The organism is Ottowia beijingensis (assembly GCF_042680925.1).
In the GTDB taxonomy this organism is placed as follows: Bacteria; Pseudomonadota; Gammaproteobacteria; order Burkholderiales; family Burkholderiaceae_C; genus Ottowia; species Ottowia beijingensis.
Map to the genome: position 1 here is coordinate 48242 of NZ_JBHUEP010000001.1, position 16444 is coordinate 64685.

Genomic DNA, 16444 nt, shown 5'->3' on the forward strand with positions numbered 1-16444 from the left:
CAGTAAGCGCAAGCAGCTCTTTATTTGGAAGCAACCAGCGCTTCGTCCAGCACTTCGATCCAGTGCCGCACCGGCAGCTCGGTGCCGGACTGCAGGTGCGTGATGCAGCCGATGTTGGCCGACAGCAGGGCGGCGGGCCGGTCGCTGCTGGTCTCGCCCAGCAGGTGGCCGAGCTTGCGGTCGCGCAGCTTCGTCGCCAGCTCGGGCTGCAGCACCGAATAGGTGCCAGCCGAGCCGCAGCACAGGTGCGCCTCCTGGGCGGCCGGGCGCAGCTGAAAGCCCAGCGCACCCAGGTACTGCTCCACCCCGCCGCGCAGCTGCATGCCGTGCTGCAGCGTGCAGGGCGCGTGCCAGCCCAGCACGGCCGCGGGCGGGCGCACGCGGCCCTGCAGCGCCTCGGCCAGGTAGGGCAGCAGCTCGCTCAGGTCGCGCGCCAGCTCGGACACCTTGGCCGCGCGGTCGGCGTAGCGCGGTTCGTGGCGCAGGAGGTGGCCGTAGTCCTTGACCATGGCGCCGCAGCCCGAGGCGTTGATGACGATGGCTTCGACGGCGCCGCGCTCGATGTGCGGCCACCAGGCGTCGATGTTGGCGCGCATCTGCTTCAGGCCGCCCTCGCCATCGGCCAGGTGGTAGCGCACCGCGCCGCAGCAGCCCTGGCCGCGCGGCAGCACGCATTCGATGCCCGCCGCATCCAGCACGCGCGCCGTGGCGGCGTTGATGTTGGGCGCCATGGCGGGCTGCACGCAGCCTTCGAGCAGCAGCACCTTGTGCGGGTGCGAACGCCGGGGCCAGGCGCCAGCGGCGCGGCGCTCGGGCACCTTGTCCTTCAGCACCGCGGGCAGCAGGCCGCGCACCGATTGCCCCAGCCGCAGCGCCGTACCGAACAGCGGCGAGGTCAGCCCCTCCTTCAGCAGCCGGCGCTTGCGCGCCTCGGCCGGCGGGCGCGGCACCTTGGCCTCGACCACCTGGCGGCCGATGTCGATCAGGTGGCCGTACTGCACGCCGCTGGGGCAGGTGGTTTCGCAGTTGCGGCAGGTGAGGCAGCGGTCCAGGTGCAGCTGCGTGGTGCGTGTGGGCTGCTCGCCCTCCAGCACCTGCTTGATCAGGTAGATGCGCCCGCGCGGGCCGTCCAGCTCGTCGCCCAGCAGTTGGTAGGTGGGGCAGGTGGCGGTGCAGAAGCCGCAGTGCACGCACTTGCGCAGGATCGCCTCGGCCTCGCGGCCGGCGTCGGTGTCACGGTATTCGGGGGCCAGGGCGGTCTGCATCAGAAGTCCAAAACCATGCGCCCCGGGTTGAGGATGCCCGCCGGGTCGAACTCGCGCTTGAGCTGCGCATGGATGCGCGCCAGCGGCTCAGGCAAAGGGGTGAACACGGGCACGCTGCCGTCGCCACCGCGAAACAGCGTGGCGTGCCCGCCGGCGCGCGCGGCGGCTTCGCGCACCACGGGCGCATCGGCCGGCGTGGCCTTGATCCAGCGCTGCGCGCCGTGCCATTCGACCAGCGTCGGCCCCAGGTTGAGCGGCGTGGCGGTGTCGGGCACGCTGGCGCGCCACAGCGCCTCGCCGGGTGCCAGGCGAAAGAACGGCAGCGCCTGGTCGCGCAGCGTCGTCCACTGCTTCTCGGCGCGTTCGGCGTCCAGCACCTGGCCGCCCATGATTTTGGTCGCGCTGTCGATGGCCGCGCGGGCGCCGCGCAGGCGCACCACCAGGTGGCCGTCGGCCCAGCAACTGGCGTTCAGCGGCAGCGGCTGGCCGCCCCAGCGGTTGAGCTGCTGGCGCGCGCTGGTCTCGGACAGCTCGAACACCAGCGTGCGCTCGGCTGGCGGCACGGGCAGCACCTTCAGGCTGACCTCGGCGATCACGCCCAGCGTGCCCAGGCTGCCCGCCATCAGCCGGCTGACGTCGTAGCCGGCCACGTTCTTCATCACCTGGCCGCCGAAGGTCAGCAGCTCACCCTTGCCGTTGACGATCTGCACGCCCAGCACGTAGTCGCGCAGCGCGCCGACGCTGGCGCGCGCCGGGCCCGACAGCCCCGCCGCCACCGCACCGCCCACCGTGCTGGCCACGCCGAACTGCGGCGGCTCGAACGGCAGGCTTTGGCCTTGCTCCGCCAGCAGCGCCTGCAGATCGCGCAGGCGCGTGCCGGCGCGGGCGGTGACGACCAGCTCGCTCGGCTCGTAGGCCACGATGCCGGCCAGCGGGCGCGTGTCGAGCAGTTCGCCTTGCAGTTGCTGGCCGTAGAAGTCCTTGGTGCCGCCGCCGCGGATGCGCAAGGGCCGCCCACGCTCGGCGGCCTTGCGGATCTTCTCGATGAGGGCTTGCAGCGCGGCATCCATGCCGTGGATGGTAGCGGCTGGCCGCCCCGCATTCCCCTGCCTGACCAACCGTTACTTCTAATTCGGTAGCTGCCCGCGCCGGTCCCACCTGAGCGAAAGCCGGATTCGACATGAAAAAAGCCTGCCACGCGGGCAGGCCCTTGAATTGCCGCAGCGGGCTTCAGCGGTTGTACGCCGTCTCGCCGTGGCTGGAGATGTCCAGGCCCTGGCGCTCTTCCTCTTCGCTCACGCGCAGGCCGATCAACAGGTCCACGATCTTGTAGGCGATGAACGAGACCACGCCCGACCACACGACGGTGAACAGCACGCTCTTGGTCTGGATCCACACCTGCGCGCCCATGCTGAAGCTGTCGGGCGTCAGGCCGCCGGTGCCGCCCAGGCTCTGCGCGGCAAACACGCCGGTCAGGATGGCGCCCAGGATGCCGCCCAGGCCATGCACGCCGAACACGTCGAAGGCGTCGTCGACGTTCAGCAGGCGCTTGAGGCCGCTCACGCCCCACAGGCAGACCAGCCCCGCCAGGCCGCCGATGACGATGGCACCCATCGGCCCCACGAAGCCAGCCGCCGGCGTGACCGCCACCAGGCCACCCACCGCGCCCGAGGCGGCGCCCAGCATGGACGCCTTGCCCTTGTGCATCGCCTCGCCCAGCGACCAGGTGAGCGTGGCGGCCGCCGTGGCCAGCACGGTGTTGATGAAGGCCAGGCCCGCACCGCCGTTGGCCGCCCCGGCCGAGCCGGCGTTGAAGCCGAACCAGCCCACCCACAGCAGCGAGGCGCCCACCATGGTCAGCGTCAGGCTGTGCGGGGTGAAGGCTTCGCGGCCGTGGCCCACGCGCTTGCCCAGCATGTAGGCGCCCACCAGGCCGGCAATGCCGCTGTTGATGTGCACCACGGTGCCGCCGGCGAAGTCGAGCGCGCCGTCCTTGGCCAGCAGGCCGCCGCCCCACACGATGTGCGCCATGGGCACGTAGCTCAGCGTGAACCAGATCGCCATGAACAGCAGCACGGCCGAGAAGCGAATGCGCTCGGCGAAGGCGCCGACGATGAGGCAGCAGGTGATGGCGGCGAAGGTGCCCTGGAAGGCGATGAACACGTATTCGGGCACCGTCGGCAGCGCGCCGATGCTGTCGGGCGTGACGCCTTTCAGGAACAGCTTGTCGAAACCGCCGAAGAAGTTGCCGTCGCCGCTGAAGGCCAGGCTGTAGCCGTACACCGCCCACAGGATGCTGATGAGCGAGAACACGACGAACACCTGCACCAGCACGCTGAGCATGTTCTTGCTGCGCGCCAGGCCGCCGTAGAACAGCGCCAGGCCGGGGACGATCATCAGGATCACCAGCAGGGTGGAGGTGAGCATCCAGGCGGTGTCGCCGGAGTCGATGTGCGGTACGGGCGCGGCGGCTGCGGCGGCCGAGGCGGCGGCCGCCACCTCGGGTGCGGCGGCCTGCGCCAGGGCAGCGCCGCCGGCCAGCAGCAGCGCGAAGAAAGCGAACGGGGATTTCATGGGTGGTGTTCCTCTGGTGCGTGCGATGGGCTTACAGCGCGGCGCCGCCGGTCTCGCCGGTGCGGATGCGGATGACCTGTTCCAGGTCGGCGACGAAAATCTTGCCGTCGCCGATCTTTCCGGTGCGCGCGGATTGCTCGATGGCCTCGATGACGCGCTCGACCACGTCGTCGTCCACGGCGGTCTCGAGCTTCACCTTGGGCAGGAAGTCGATCACGTACTCGGCGCCGCGGTACAGCTCGGTGTGGCCCTTCTGGCGGCCGAAGCCCTTGACCTCGGTGACGGTGATGCCCTGCACGCCCAGCTGCGACAGCGCTTCGCGCACTTCCTCGAGCTTGAAGGGTTTGATGATGGCGGTGACGAGTTTCATGATGCTTCCTTTTTGATAGCTGTCAGCGCTTGATGGACCGGCGCTGGAGGCCGATTTGGCTTAAAACGTGTACTTGATGCCCAGCACCAGCGCGGCCCGGCCGGTGAAGCGGCCGCTGGGCGTGGTGTAGAGCGCCTTGTCGGCATTGGTGCCGATGACGGCGGCGCTGGCCGACAGACCGTTGCCGAAGTCCTTGTTCAGCGCCAGCGCATAGTCGGTGTATGCATAGGCGCTGTTGTGGCGCACCCACTGGCGGCCCACGTGCGGCACCACCGACCAGCCATCGCCCAGGTCCACGTTGGCCGACAGGTCGAGGTAGCCGCTGCCCTTGCTGTCGTCAAAGCCGAACAGGTTGGTGAGCGCGTGCGAATACTTGGCGGTGAAGATGCCGTAGCTCAGCGCGCCGTAGATCTCGGTGGTATTGGGGCTGATGGACAGCTTGTGGCTGGGGTAGTTGTAGTGCAGCAGGCCGACGTCATAACCCAGGCCGCTGGCACCGAACTGGCCCTTGTAGCCGCCGTACACGTCCCACTCCATCGGCGCATCGCCACCGGCGTCCTTGATCCACTTGATGGTGGTGAGCCAGGTGCCCACGTACAGGCCGCTGGCGTGGCTGTAATCGGCGCCGGCGCTCAGCGCGGGCTTCAGCCGGCTTTGCGAGATGCCGCGATAGCGGTAATCGGTGGTGGCACCGACGTTGAACGACAGCGTGCTTTCGGGGGCCGGGGCGGGCTCGGGCGTGACGGCGGTCTGCGCCAGGGCCGCGCCGCCGGCGCCGATCGCCGCTATGGCCAGACCCAGGGGCTTGATGGTGCGCAAGGCGGTGTGCATGACTTCCTCTTCGGTGTTGAATGACTGCGAAGAGGTTTAAGCAGGAGGCGTGCCAGCTGCCATCGCGCTCCATGCCGCGCTACAGTTCGGCCCAGCGACGTGGTGGCGCCAACGCGGAGGCCACGCCGATCGCACCGCATCGGTGCAGGCAGCCACGCACCAACATGGGGATGAACGCAAGCATGGGTTTGAGTCTGGTGCAAAGCCGCGCCCTGATGGGGCTGGCGGCGCCCGCCGTCACCGTCGAGGTGCATCTGGCCAACGGGCTGCCCAGCTTCACGCTGGTGGGCCTGGCCGACGTGGAGGTGAAGGAGGCCCGCGAGCGCGTGCGCAGCGCGCTGCAGAACAGCGGGCTGGAGTTTCCGCACAACCAGCGCATCACCGTCAACCTGGCGCCCGCCGATCTGCCGAAGGATTCGGGCCGGTTCGATCTGCCCATCGCGCTCGGCATCCTGGCCGCCAGCGGGCAGATCGACGGTGCGCGGCTGGCGGGCTGGGAGTTTGCCGGCGAGCTGTCGCTGTCGGGCGAGCTGCGCCCGGTGCGCGGCGCGCTGGCCACCGCCGTGGCGCTGCACCAGGGCGGCGTGGATGCCAAGCTGGTGCTGCCGCCCGGCAGCGCCGAAGAGGCCGCGCTGGTGCCCGGCATGGCGGTGTACCGCGCACGCCATCTGCTGGACGTGGTGGCGCAGTTCCTGCCCGCCGGCACGCCGCCGCCGGCCGAAGTCGAAGGCTGGTCGCGCGTGCCGCCGGCCGAGCGCAGCCAAGCGCCCGCCTACCCCGACCTGGCCGACGTGAAAGGCCAGGCCGCCGCCCGGCGCGCTCTTGAAATTGCAGCAGCGGGTGCCCATTCGCTGCTGATGATGGGCCCGCCGGGCACCGGCAAGTCGATGCTGGCGCAGCGCTTTGCCGGCCTGCTGCCGCCGATGAACGTGGGCGAAGCGCTGCAGAGCGCCGCCATCGCCAGCCTGGGCGGCAGCTTCAAGCTGCAGGCCTGGGGCGTGCGGCCCACCCGCTCGCCGCACCACACCGCCAGCGCGGTGGCGCTGGTGGGCGGCGGCTCACCGCCACGGCCGGGTGAAATCTCGCTGGCGCACGAGGGCGTGCTGTTTCTGGACGAGTTGCCGGAGTTTCCGCGCGCCGCGCTCGAAGCCCTGCGCGAACCGCTGGAGAGCGGCCACATCACCATCAGCCGCGCGGCGCAGCGGGCGGAGTTTCCGGCGCGCTTCCAGCTCATCGCGGCGATGAACCCCTGCCCCTGCGGCTACCTGGGCTCGCGCATCAAGCCCTGCCGCTGCACGCCCGACCAGGTGGCGCGTTACCAGGGCAAGCTGTCGGGGCCGCTGCTGGACCGCATCGACCTGCACATCGAGGTGGCGGCCCTGCCGGCCGACGAACTGCTGGCGGCACCGCCCGGCGAGGCCACCGCCGCCGTGCGGGCGCGCTGCGCGGCGGCGCGCGAGCGTGCGCTGGCGCGGCAAGGCGTGCCCAACCAGGCGCTGCACGGCCAGGCCATCGACGCGCATGTGCGGCTCGACGATGCCGCGCGCCCCTTCCTGCACACCGCGGCCACGCGCCTGGGCTGGAGCGCCCGCGCCACCCACCGCGCGCTGAAGGTGGCGCGCACCATCGCCGACCTGGCCGGCAGCGAGCTGACGACGACGGCGCACGTGGCCGAAGCGGTGCAGTACCGGCGGGCGCTGCGCAGCGCGGCTTGATCAATTTTTTGGATCAAATCAGCCTCCAGCGCCTGTCCATCAAGCGCTGGCAGCTATGATTTTTGATTGATTGTCAAGAAATCTCGGGCCCTGTTGTGGGAGCGGGCTTGCCCGCGATGAGGCGTCTCGTCGCCACCAACGATTGATCGCGGGCAAGCCCGCTCCCACACAGCGGATGCAGTCCGCGCGTCATCCGAGACTTCCTGAGAGTCGAGGATTCTTGATGTTCTTGTGAGCAGCCGAGGCGTAGCTCGGTTCTCAACGCTTGCGCAACGCGTCGCGCAGCGCCTGCACGTCGCGCGCCACCACGCGCTCGGCGTGCGTCAGGGACTGGCGCTCGCGCCACTGCCTCCAGTGCGTACCCAGGCTGCTGGCGTGGCTGTCCACGGCACGCTCGCCCCACTGGCGCAGGGCGCGCGGCGCGTGCAGGCGAAGGCCATCGTCGTCGCGCTTCGAAGGCTGTGCCGCACCCTGCGCCAGCCGCACACCTGCACGCAGTGCACGGGCGGCCACCACCGCGGCGCCCAGCCAGGCGGGCGAGGCCTGGGCATCGCCGCGCTCGCGCGCACGCTCGTCGCCGCGCGACGGGGCAGACTGTTCGTCACGCGGCCGCGGCGGCCGGGCAGCCTCACGCGCGGCCCATGCGGGTGGCGCCTCCGTTGACCCCGCCTTGGGGCGTGTCATCAGCCAGGCTGCGGCCACCGAGATCAGCAACGCCAGCGCCTCGTGGGAACGGGGCACGGCCACCGCCTGCCGGCGCGCCGGTCGCTGGGCGGGCCCTTCGTCACCTGCCAGGGCCGCTGCCACCGCGGCGGTGCTGGCCTGCGCCGTCATGTCGTCACCCTGCGCGCGCGCCTCGGCCTTCAGGCCGGTAACGGCGGCGGCCGGCGGCGGCGTGGGCGCGGGCGAGAACTGGCCGTGCCGCTCGGCCATCACGCGCGCCACGCTGGCGGCGAACAGCAGCACCGCGGCGGCAAAGTAGATCCACATCAGCAGCACCACCAGCGAACCCGCCGCGCCATAGGCCGACACCACCGCGGCCGTCGACAGGTACAGCGCCAGCGCGTACTTGCCGACGCCGAACAGCAGCGCGCCCACCGCTGCGCCGCGCAGCAGGTAGCGCAGGCTCGGCTGCGGCCCGGCGCTCATGCGCATCAGCGCCACGAACAGGCCGGTGGTGATGAGGAACGAGATGGCCTGGTTCAGCGTCGCCAGCACCAGCTTCATCTCGAAGCGGCTGCCGGCCCATTGCTCCAGCAGGCTCAGCAGGCTGGCGATCACGGTGGACACCAGCATCAGGAAACCGAAGGCCAGGATATAGGCCACGCCGCGCAGCCGCAGCGTGGCGGTGTGCCACCAGGCATCCACGGCGTCCACGCCGGTGCCCTGCGTCCACAGGCGCTCCAGCGCCGACTGCAATTCGGCGAACACGCCCGTCGCGCCCACCAGCAACAGCACGAAGGCCAGCAGCGAGGCGAACAGCCCCTTGCCGGGCTCCTGCGCGCTGGCGATCGCGGCCTTGATCACCTCGGCCCCCTGCTGTCCGACGACGCCGCCGATCTGCGTGATCAGGCTCGTTTCCAGCATCTGGCGGTCCAGCCACCAGCCGAGCACGGCCACGATGAGCACCAGCAGCGGCGCCAGGCTGAGGATGCCGTAGAACGACATGGCCGCGCTCATGCGCAGTCCGTCGGCGTCGGACCACAGCTCGAACGCGCGGTACAGCGGGTAGAACACCCTGAGCCTGCCCTGGAACAGCTTGGGAACCACCGGCGCGGTGGGCGCTGCGCCGGTGGCGGCGGCCACGGCCGTGGCGGTAGCGGCATCGACGGGGGCGGAATCGGCAGCGGTGGTGACCATGCGGCCAGTCTAGGCGCGCGCCCCGGCCCACCCAGCCAGCGGCCACCGGCACACGCTGTCAGCCGACGCCGACGCGGCGCGTTCAGCGCGCACAGGCCCCCAATGCACGGCAAGCCTGGGTCGACACATGCGGGCCAACCCCGAGGCCAGTGCGCGCAGCCCTGTGGCATTCTTCTTGCAAGCCCCATCGTCGGGCGCCCACGCGCACCCCTTCCACCCCTGACCGGAGAACACCCATGCCCCTGTCCCCCCGCCAGTGCCTTGGCGCCGCCGCCCTGCTGACCGCCGCTGCCGCCGCCCCGACCTGGGCACAGGGCAGCACGCCGATCAAGTTCCAGCTCGACTGGCGCTTCGAGGGGCCGGCAGCGCTGTTCCTGCAGCCGGTGGCCAAGGGCTACTTCAAGCAGGCCGGGCTGAACGTGACGGTGGACGCTGGCAACGGCTCGGGCGGGGCGGTGACGCGCGTGGCCTCGGGCGCCTACGACATGGGCTTTGCCGACCTGGCGGCGCTGATGGAGTTCCACGCCAACAACCCCGACGCGCCCAACAAGCCGGTGGCGGTGATGATGGTCTACAACAACACGCCGGCCGCGGTGTTCGCGCTCAAGAAGTCGGGCATCACGAAACCCGCCGACCTGGGCGGCAAGAAGCTCGGCGCGCCGGTGTTCGACGCCGGGCGGCGCGGCTTCCCGATCTTCGCCAAAGTCAACGGCGTGAAGGACGTGGCCTGGACGTCGATGGACCCGCCGCTGCGCGAAACCATGCTGGTGCGCGGCGACGTGGACGCCATCACCGGCTTCGGCTTCACCTCGCTGCTGAACCTGGAGGCGCGCGGCGTGAAGCCAGCCGACGTGGTGCTGATGCCCTACGCCGACCACGGCGTGAAGCTGTACGGCAACGCCATCATCGTGGGCCAGAAGCTGCTGAAGGAGAACCCGGGCGCGATCAAGGCCTTCCTCGGCGCCTTCGCCAGGGGCGCGAAGGAGGTGATGGCCAACCCGGCCGCCGCCATCGAGCACGTGAAGGCGCGCGACGGCATCGTCAACGTGCCGCTGGAGACGCGCCGCCTGCAACTGGCCATCGACAGCGTGATCGCCAGCCCCGATGCCCGCGCCGAGGGCTTTGGCCAGGTGGTGACCAGCCGCCTGTCGCTGATGGCCTCGCAGGTGTCCGACGCCTACGGCACCAAGACCCGCGTGAACCCCGAGGCGGTGTGGAACGGCAGCTTTCTGCCGGGCCGGGCCGAGCTGGACGTGCTGCCCGCGGCCAAGAAGTAAGCCCATGGCCGAGCTTGCCGGCGCGGCCGCGCCCTTCATCGACTTCCGCGATGTCTGGCTGGCCTACAACGACGAGCTGCTGGCACAACGGCAGTTCGCGGTGGAAGCCATCGACCTGCAGGTGGCGCAGGGCGAGTTCATCGCCATCGTCGGGCCTTCGGGCTGCGGAAAGTCGACCTTCATGAAGCTGGCCACGGGCCTGAAGCGCCCGTCGCGCGGCAGCATCGTCATCGACGGGCGCGAGGTCGATGGGCCGCTGAAGATCAGCGGCATGGCGTTCCAGGCGCCATCGCTGCTGCCCTGGCGCACCACGCTCGACAACGTGCTGCTGCCGCTGGAGATCGTCGAGCCGTATCGCTCCCAATTTCGCAGCAAGCGGGCCGAATACGCCGAGCGCGCCCGCGCCCTGCTGCGCCAGGTGGGCCTGGGCGGCTACGAGAGCAAGTACCCCTGGCAGCTGTCGGGCGGCATGCAGCAGCGCGCCAGCATCTGCCGCGCGCTGATCCACGAACCCAAGATGCTGCTGCTCGACGAACCCTTCGGCGCGCTCGACGCCTTCACCCGCGAAGAGCTGTGGTGCACGCTGCGCTACCTGTGGCAGGCGCAGCGCTTCAACGTCATCCTGGTCACGCACGACTTGCGCGAAAGCGTGTTCCTGGCCGACACCGTGTACGTCATGAGCAAAAGCCCCGGCCGCTTCGTGGTGCGGCGCACCATCGACCTGCCGCGCCCGCGCGACCTGGAAATCACCTACACCAAGCACTTCACCGAAACCGTGCACGAGCTGCGCGGACACATCGGCGCCATGCGCCAGCCCGGCGCGGAGGTGGCGCCATGAGCACCCCACGCCGCAAGCTGGTCGAGCGCGCCTCGCCCTTCGTGCTGATGGCCATCATCGCCCTGCTGTGGGAGTTGGTGTGCCGCGTGTTCGAGGTGTCCGAATTCGTGTTCCCCGCGCCCTCGGCCATCTGGGCGCGGCTGGTCGAGTTCCACACCGTCATCGCCGCCCACGCCTGGCGCACCTTCTGGGTCACCATGGTCGGCTTCGCGCTGGCCATCGTGGTCGGCGTGCTGCTGGGTTTCATCATCGGCAGTTCGCGCCTGGCCTACACCGCCATGTACCCGCTGATGACCGCCTTCAATGCCCTGCCGAAGGCCGCCTTCGTACCCATCCTGGTGGTGTGGTTCGGCATCGGCGTCGGCCCGGCGGTGCTGACGGCGTTCCTGATCTCGTTCTTCCCCATCACCGTCAACATCGCCACCGGCCTGGCCACGCTGGAGCCCGAGCTTGAAGACGTGCTGCGCGTGCTGGGCGCCAAGCGCTGGGACGTGCTGACCAAGATCGGCCTTCCGCGCTCCATGCCCTACTTCTTCGCCTCGCTCAAGGTGGCGATCACCCTGGCCTTTGTCGGCACCACCGTGTCCGAGATGATGGCCGCCAACGAAGGCATCGGCTACATGCTGGTCTCGGCCGGCGCCTCGATGCAAATGGCCCTGGCCTTCGCCGGCCTGCTGGTCGTCGGCGTGATGGCGATGCTGATGTACGAGCTGTTCAGCTTTATCGAGAAGCACACCACTGGCTGGGCGCACCGGGGGTCGCAGGCGGGGTGACATCACACCCTTGGCGTGACCCGCTCGCACTCGATGGCTTCCATCTGGCGCGCCGACGAGACGCGCCCATTTGTTGGCAGCATTTCGCTCATGCATACTCTTTTTCATGCCAACCCATGCCGATCTGGACGCCCGCTCGCTGGCACTGCACCGCCTGGTGGCTGAGCGCCTGCGCCAGGATCCGGCGGCATTCGAACATGCACGGGACACATTGGCACGCTGGCGCCAATCCGCCGATGCCCGCGTGCAGCCCTATCTTGCAGCGTGGGAGGCCATCATGGCCAAGGGGCTGCAGTCCACCATCGTCGTTATGCTGGAAGAGTCGGAACGTGCCGCCGCGCTCAGGCAGGCTTCACCCTTCGCGGGGTTGCTAAGCCATGCCGAGCGATTCGCGGCGCTGAAAGCATGGCGCCAGGAACATCCCCATGCGTCGGCATGAGCTGGAGCACCTGATCCGCGCGGCCGCCGCGGTGACGAACGAATACGAGATCGTGGTGATCGGCAGCCAGTCGATCCTGGGCGCGGTGGCCGATCCGCCTGCCGCGCTGCTGCAGTCGATGGAGGCGGACTGCTATCCGCTGAAGCAGCCGGAACTGGCCGATCTGATCGACGGTGCGATCGGCGAGCTGTCGCCCTTTCACGAACGGTTTGGTTACTACGCCCAGGGTGTGGGGCCAGAAACCGCCGTGCTGCCCGCTGGTTGGCAGGATCGGCTGGTGAAGCTGCAGAACGAAAACACCGACCTCAAGATCGGTTGGTGTCTGGAGCCGCACGACCTGGCCGCTGCCAAGCTGGTGGCGGGACGCGAGAAGGACGGGCCTTTCGTGCAGACCATGCTGCGGCATGGCCTGATCCAGCTGAACACACTGCTTGATCGCGTGCAGGCGCTGCCCGTGGACGCCAACGCCAAGGCGCGGTTGGCGCGACACGCTCAGGCGCTGGCCTGAGCCCGCCACATCACAACCCCAGGTTCGGCGCCAGCGCGCGCTCCACCTCGGCCAGCGGCACGCCGCTGCGTTCAGCCATGTCGGCGGCCTGGGTCTGGTCGATCTTGCCGACGCTGAAATACGTGCTGTCGGGGTGGCTGAAGTAGAAGCCGCTGACACTGGCCGCCGGTGACATGGCAAAGCTTTCGGTGACCGACATGCCGATGTCGGCGGCGCCCAGCAGTTCGAACAGCGGCTGCTTCACGCGGTGGTCGGGGCAGGCGGGGTAGCCGGGCGCGGGGCGGATGCCGACGTACTTTTCGGCGATCAAGTCCTCGTTCGACAAGCCCTCGCCCGCCGCATAACCCCACCAGTCGGTGCGCACGCGGTGGTGCAGCCATTCGGCGCCGGCCTCGGCCAGGCGGTCGGCCAGGGCTTTCAGCGTGATGGCGCTGTAGTCGTCGTGCGCGGCCATGAACTCGGCCACCTTCTTGTCCACGCCGATGCCGGCGGTGACGGCGAAGGCGCCGATGTGGTCTTTCAAGCCATTTTGGCCTTCGGCGCCCGTCTGGCCTGCGCTAACAGCTTCTGAATCAATAGCATTGCGCGGCGCGATGAAGTCGGCCAGGCAGCGGCTGGGGCGCATCTGGTCGTTGGCGTCTTCCTGCTTTTCGGTTTGCTGGCGCAGGCCGTACCAGGTCAGGGCCACGTCGCGACGCGATTCGTCGGCGTACAACTCGATGTCGTCGTCGCGCACGGTGTTGGCAGGCCAGAAGCCGACGATGGCGTGCGCCGTCAGCCAGCGGCCGTCGACGATTTTCTTCAGCATGGCCTGGGCGTCGTTGTACACGCGCGTGGCTTCCTCGCCCACCACCTCGTCGGTCAGGATGGCGGGGAATTTGCCGGCCAGGTCCCAGGTCTGGAAGAAGGGCGTCCAGTCGATGAAGGGCAGCAGCTCGGCCAGGTCGATGTTGCGGATGACGCGGCGGCCGATGAACTTGGGCTGTGGTGGCTGGTAGCCGGCCCAGTCGATGCGGGTCTTGTTGGCGCGCGCCTTCGCCAGCGGCCACAGCGGCACCTGCTTCTTGTTGGCGTGCTGGTGGCGCACGCGCTCGTAGTCGGCGCGCACGTCGGCCCAGTATTGCGCGGCCTGCTCGCCCAGCAGGCCCTGCGCCACGCCCACGCTGCGCGAGGCGTCGGGCACGTAGAGCACCGGACCATCGTAGTGCGGCGCGATCTTCACCGCCGTGTGCACGCGGCTGGTGGTGGCGCCGCCGATCAGCAGCGGGATGGCGTTGTCGCGGAAGTGCGCGTCCTTCTGCATCTCGCCGGCCACGTGCTGCATCTCTTCCAGGCTGGGCGTGATGAGGCCCGACAGGCCCACGATGTCGGCGCCTTCTTCCTTGGCCTTCTTCAGGATTTCATGGGCCGGCACCATCACGCCCATGTTCACCACCTCGAAGTTGTTGCACTGCAAGACGACGGTGACGATGTTCTTGCCGATGTCGTGCACATCGCCCTTGACGGTGGCGATGACGATCTTGCCCTTGGCCTTGACGTCGGCACCAGCGTCAGCCATGGCCTTCTTCTCGGCCTCGATGTAGGGCAGCAAATGCGCCACGGCCTGCTTCATCACGCGCGCACTTTTCACCACCTGCGGCAGGAACATCTTGCCGGCGCCGAACAGATCGCCCACCACGTTCATGCCGTCCATCAGCGGCCCTTCGATGACGTGCAGCGGGCGGCCGCCGCCCTGCACCACCATCTGCTGGTAGGCCTCTTCGGTGTCTTCGACGATGAACTCGGTGATGCCGTGCACCAGCGCGTGGCTCAGGCGCTCGTTCACGCCCACCGGCTTGTCCGGCGTGCCGCGCCATTCCAGCTTCTTGCTGTCGTCCTTGGCGGCGCCCTTGGCGGATTCGGCGATCTCCAGCAGGCGCTCGGCGGCGTCGGGGCGGCGGTTGAGCACCACGTCTTCCACGCGCTCGCGCAACTCGGGCTCCAGGTCGTCGTACACGCCCACCATGCCGGCGTTGACGATGCCCATGTCCATGCCGGCCTTGATGGCGTGGTACAGGAACACGGTGTGGATCGCCTCGCGCACCGGGTCGTTGCCGCGAAAGCTGAAAGACACGTTGCTCACGCCGCCCGACACCTTGGCGCCGGGCAGGTTCTGCTTGATCCAGCGCGTGGCCTCGATGAAGTCGACCGCGTAGTTGGCGTGCTCCTCGATGCCGGTGGCGATGGCGAAGATGTTGGGGTCGAAGATGATGTCTTCGGGCGGAAAGCCGACTTCATCGACCAGGATGCGGTAGGCGCGCTCGCAGATCTCGATCTTGCGCGCGTAGGTGTCGGCCTGGCCCTGCTCGTCGAAGGCCATCACCACCGTGGCGGCGCCGTAGCGCTTGATCAGGCGCGCCTGGCGTTTGAACTCGTCCACGCCCTCCTTCATGCTGATGGAGTTGACGATGCCCTTGCCCTGGATGCAGCGCAGGCCGGCCTCGATCACGCTCCACTTGCTGGAATCGACCATCACCGGCACGCGGGCGATGTCGGGCTCGGTCGCCATCAGGTTGAGGAACTTCACCATCGCGGCCTGGCCGTCGAGCATGCCCTCGTCCATGTTCACGTCGACGATTTGCGCGCCGTTTTCGACCTGCTGGCGCGCCACGGCCAGGGCCTCTTCGTACTGGCCGCCCAGGATCATCCGCGCGAAGGCCTTCGAGCCGGTGATGTTGGTGCGCTCGCCGATGTTGACGAACAGCGCGCCGGGACCGATGACCAGCGGCTCCAGGCCCGAGAGCTGGAGCGGCGGCGGAGAAGAAGAAAGAGAAGCTGCGGACACGGCACTCACCTGCAAATCAAGTTTCAGGTGAGCGTCGTTGCAACAAAAGACCCGCGCCATTGATTCGAGATCAATAGCATTCGGCGCAAGCCTGACGCCGCTTGTGGCGCGGTTTCTTCAAAAAACCGCGCCGCTGGCGCTGCAACGCTCCTTGGCAGCCGAAGGCGCGATTCTAGGCCGTGCCAAAGCCCCTTGCCGCGTCGCGCCGTTGGGCCGCGGCGTCAGTCGCCGCGCACCGCGCGCACCAGCCGCTCGGTGTTGGTGCGCATCATGCGCACGTAGGTTTCGGCGTCGGCGCCGGGCGCGCTGAGCGCGTCGGAGTACAGCTCGCCCGAGGGCTTGACGCCGGTCTCGCGCCCGATCTGCTCGATCAGGCGCGGGTCGGAGATGTTCTCGACGAACAGCGCCTTGATGCCTTCCTTGCGGATCTGCCGCACCAGCTGTGCCACGCCCTTGGCGGACGCTTCGCTCTCGGTGCTGACGCCCTGCGGCGACAGAAAGCGCACGCCGTAGGCCTGGCCGTAGTAGGCGTAGGCGGCGTGCGAGGTGATGACCTTGCGCTGCGCGGCGGGGATGGGCGCCCAGGCGGCGCGGATGTCGGCGTCGAGCGTTTTCAGCTCAGCGGTGTAGCGCTCGGCGTTGGCGCGGTAGGCGGGGCAGCCGGCGGCGTCGGCGGTGCACAGGCCGTCGGCAATGTTCTTCACGTAGGTGATGACGTTGGGCACGCTTTGCCAGGCGTGCGGGTCGTGGCGGCCGTGGTCGTGCTTGTGGCCATGGTCATGGTTGTGGCCGCGCGTGCCGGCGATGGGTTTGACGCCTTTCGTGGTGACCACCTGCGGACCCTTGTAGCCGGTGCTTTGCAGCAGGCGCGGCATCCAGCCTTCGTAGCCCAGGCCGTTGGAGACCACGAGTTGCGCCTGCCCGACCTGGCGCGCGTGCGCGGGCGTGGGCTGGAAGACGTGGCCATCGGCGCCCGGGCCGACCAGCGTGGTGACGGCGACGCGATCACCGCCCACCTGCTGCACCAGGTCACCCAGCAGGCTGAAGCTGGCGACCACGCGCAGCGGCTCGGCGGCGTGGGCGGGCAGGGTGAAGGCGACGAGCGCGGCGGCCAGGGCGGTGCGGCGGGTGAGGAATGACATCTTGAGTTACTCCTTTGTTGATAGCTGT

The 16444-nt window shown here is 69.1% G+C and carries 14 protein-coding genes; 6 read left to right on the plus strand and 8 right to left on the minus strand.

From position 1 onward, the window contains the following. Window positions 1–20: 20 nt before the first annotated feature. From glcF to ACFSCU_RS00255, 5 genes are all read right to left on the minus strand, one after another. Window positions 21–1265: a glycolate oxidase subunit GlcF gene (glcF, locus tag ACFSCU_RS00235; protein ID WP_377559458.1), complete on the minus strand. Its 1245-nt coding sequence runs from the start codon at window positions 1263–1265 to the stop codon at window positions 21–23. Then, the gene (glcE, locus tag ACFSCU_RS00240; RefSeq protein WP_180550487.1) at window positions 1265–2335 is read right to left on the minus strand and encodes a glycolate oxidase subunit GlcE; all 1071 of its coding nucleotides are present in this window, start codon (window positions 2333–2335) and stop codon (window positions 1265–1267) included. Before glcE ends, glcF begins: the two co-directional genes overlap by 1 nt. A 160-nt stretch (window positions 2336–2495) precedes the next feature. Further along, window positions 2496–3839 carry an ammonium transporter gene (locus ACFSCU_RS00245; RefSeq protein ID WP_377559460.1) on the minus strand — a complete coding sequence of 448 codons (1344 nt, stop codon included), beginning with the start codon at window positions 3837–3839 and terminating at the stop codon, window positions 2496–2498. Window positions 3840–3870: 31 nt separating this feature from the next. Continuing rightward, window positions 3871–4209, minus strand: coding sequence for a P-II family nitrogen regulator (gene glnK / locus ACFSCU_RS00250; protein WP_180550486.1), 339 nt, complete (start codon window positions 4207–4209; stop codon window positions 3871–3873). A 60-nt stretch (window positions 4210–4269) separates the two neighbouring features. Next, window positions 4270–5040, minus strand: a complete 771-nt coding sequence (locus ACFSCU_RS00255; protein ID WP_180550485.1) for a TorF family putative porin — start codon at window positions 5038–5040, stop codon at window positions 4270–4272. A 182-nt stretch (window positions 5041–5222) separates the two neighbouring features. Here ACFSCU_RS00255 and ACFSCU_RS00260 point away from each other — a divergent pair, with 182 nt between their 5' ends. Continuing rightward, complete coding sequence (locus tag ACFSCU_RS00260; RefSeq protein WP_377559462.1) at window positions 5223–6755, plus strand: YifB family Mg chelatase-like AAA ATPase; 1533 nt, start codon at window positions 5223–5225, stop codon at window positions 6753–6755. A 258-nt stretch (window positions 6756–7013) separates the two neighbouring features. On the opposite strand, the gene ACFSCU_RS00265 is transcribed toward ACFSCU_RS00260, so the two are convergent. Beyond that, window positions 7014–8615, minus strand: a complete 1602-nt coding sequence (locus ACFSCU_RS00265; protein WP_180550484.1) for a YhjD/YihY/BrkB family envelope integrity protein — start codon at window positions 8613–8615, stop codon at window positions 7014–7016. A gap of 236 nt (window positions 8616–8851) precedes the next feature. Here ACFSCU_RS00265 and ACFSCU_RS00270 point away from each other — a divergent pair, with 236 nt between their 5' ends. The 5 genes from ACFSCU_RS00270 to ACFSCU_RS00290 all read left to right on the plus strand — a co-directional run bounded on the left by ACFSCU_RS00270 (window position 8852) and on the right by ACFSCU_RS00290 (window position 12450). After that, window positions 8852–9892: an ABC transporter substrate-binding protein gene (locus tag ACFSCU_RS00270; RefSeq protein ID WP_377559463.1), complete on the plus strand. Its 1041-nt coding sequence runs from the start codon at window positions 8852–8854 to the stop codon at window positions 9890–9892. A gap of 4 nt (window positions 9893–9896) precedes the next feature. Next, window positions 9897–10730 (plus strand): ABC transporter ATP-binding protein, encoded by an 834-nt coding sequence (locus ACFSCU_RS00275; protein ID WP_377559464.1) that lies wholly within the window; start codon window positions 9897–9899, stop codon window positions 10728–10730. Beyond that, entirely contained in the window at window positions 10727–11503 is a 777-nt protein-coding gene (locus tag ACFSCU_RS00280; protein ID WP_377559465.1) for an ABC transporter permease, read from the plus strand. The genes ACFSCU_RS00275 and ACFSCU_RS00280 overlap by 4 nt, the downstream gene beginning before the upstream one ends. Before the next feature lie 106 nt (window positions 11504–11609). Next, complete coding sequence (locus ACFSCU_RS00285; protein ID WP_180550483.1) at window positions 11610–11942, plus strand: hypothetical protein; 333 nt, start codon at window positions 11610–11612, stop codon at window positions 11940–11942. Beyond that, window positions 11929–12450 (plus strand): DUF6036 family nucleotidyltransferase, encoded by a 522-nt coding sequence (locus ACFSCU_RS00290; protein ID WP_180550482.1) that lies wholly within the window; start codon window positions 11929–11931, stop codon window positions 12448–12450. Before ACFSCU_RS00285 ends, ACFSCU_RS00290 begins: the two co-directional genes overlap by 14 nt. A gap of 10 nt (window positions 12451–12460) precedes the next feature. On the opposite strand, the gene metH is transcribed toward ACFSCU_RS00290, so the two are convergent. Further along, window positions 12461–15334, minus strand: a complete 2874-nt coding sequence (metH, locus tag ACFSCU_RS00295; RefSeq protein WP_377559466.1) for a methionine synthase — start codon at window positions 15332–15334, stop codon at window positions 12461–12463. A 161-nt stretch (window positions 15335–15495) separates the two neighbouring features. Then, entirely contained in the window at window positions 15496–16416 is a 921-nt protein-coding gene (locus tag ACFSCU_RS00300; protein WP_377559468.1) for a metal ABC transporter solute-binding protein, Zn/Mn family, read from the minus strand. Window positions 16417–16444: the final 28 nt, after the last annotated feature.

Bases quoted from the DNA above. Each gene is read 5' to 3' on its own strand.
- glcF (WP_377559458.1), bottom strand. From the start codon at position 1,265: ATGCAGACCGCCCTGGCCCCCGAATACCGTGACACCGACGCCGGCCGC.
- glcE (WP_180550487.1), bottom strand. From the start codon at position 2,335: ATGGATGCCGCGCTGCAAGCCCTCATCGAGAAGATCCGCAAGGCCGCC.
- ACFSCU_RS00245 (WP_377559460.1), bottom strand. From the start codon at position 3,839: ATGAAATCCCCGTTCGCTTTCTTCGCGCTGCTGCTGGCCGGCGGCGCT.
- glnK (WP_180550486.1), bottom strand. From the start codon at position 4,209: ATGAAACTCGTCACCGCCATCATCAAACCCTTCAAGCTCGAGGAAGTG.
- ACFSCU_RS00255 (WP_180550485.1), bottom strand. From the start codon at position 5,040: ATGCACACCGCCTTGCGCACCATCAAGCCCCTGGGTCTGGCCATAGCG.
- ACFSCU_RS00260 (WP_377559462.1), top strand. From the start codon at position 5,223: ATGGGTTTGAGTCTGGTGCAAAGCCGCGCCCTGATGGGGCTGGCGGCG.
- ACFSCU_RS00265 (WP_180550484.1), bottom strand. From the start codon at position 8,615: ATGGTCACCACCGCTGCCGATTCCGCCCCCGTCGATGCCGCTACCGCC.
- ACFSCU_RS00270 (WP_377559463.1), top strand. From the start codon at position 8,852: ATGCCCCTGTCCCCCCGCCAGTGCCTTGGCGCCGCCGCCCTGCTGACC.
- ACFSCU_RS00275 (WP_377559464.1), top strand. From the start codon at position 9,897: ATGGCCGAGCTTGCCGGCGCGGCCGCGCCCTTCATCGACTTCCGCGAT.
- ACFSCU_RS00280 (WP_377559465.1), top strand. From the start codon at position 10,727: ATGAGCACCCCACGCCGCAAGCTGGTCGAGCGCGCCTCGCCCTTCGTG.
- ACFSCU_RS00285 (WP_180550483.1), top strand. From the start codon at position 11,610: ATGCCAACCCATGCCGATCTGGACGCCCGCTCGCTGGCACTGCACCGC.
- ACFSCU_RS00290 (WP_180550482.1), top strand. From the start codon at position 11,929: ATGCGTCGGCATGAGCTGGAGCACCTGATCCGCGCGGCCGCCGCGGTG.
- metH (WP_377559466.1), bottom strand. From the start codon at position 15,334: ATGGCGCGGGTCTTTTGTTGCAACGACGCTCACCTGAAACTTGATTTG.
- ACFSCU_RS00300 (WP_377559468.1), bottom strand. From the start codon at position 16,416: ATGTCATTCCTCACCCGCCGCACCGCCCTGGCCGCCGCGCTCGTCGCC.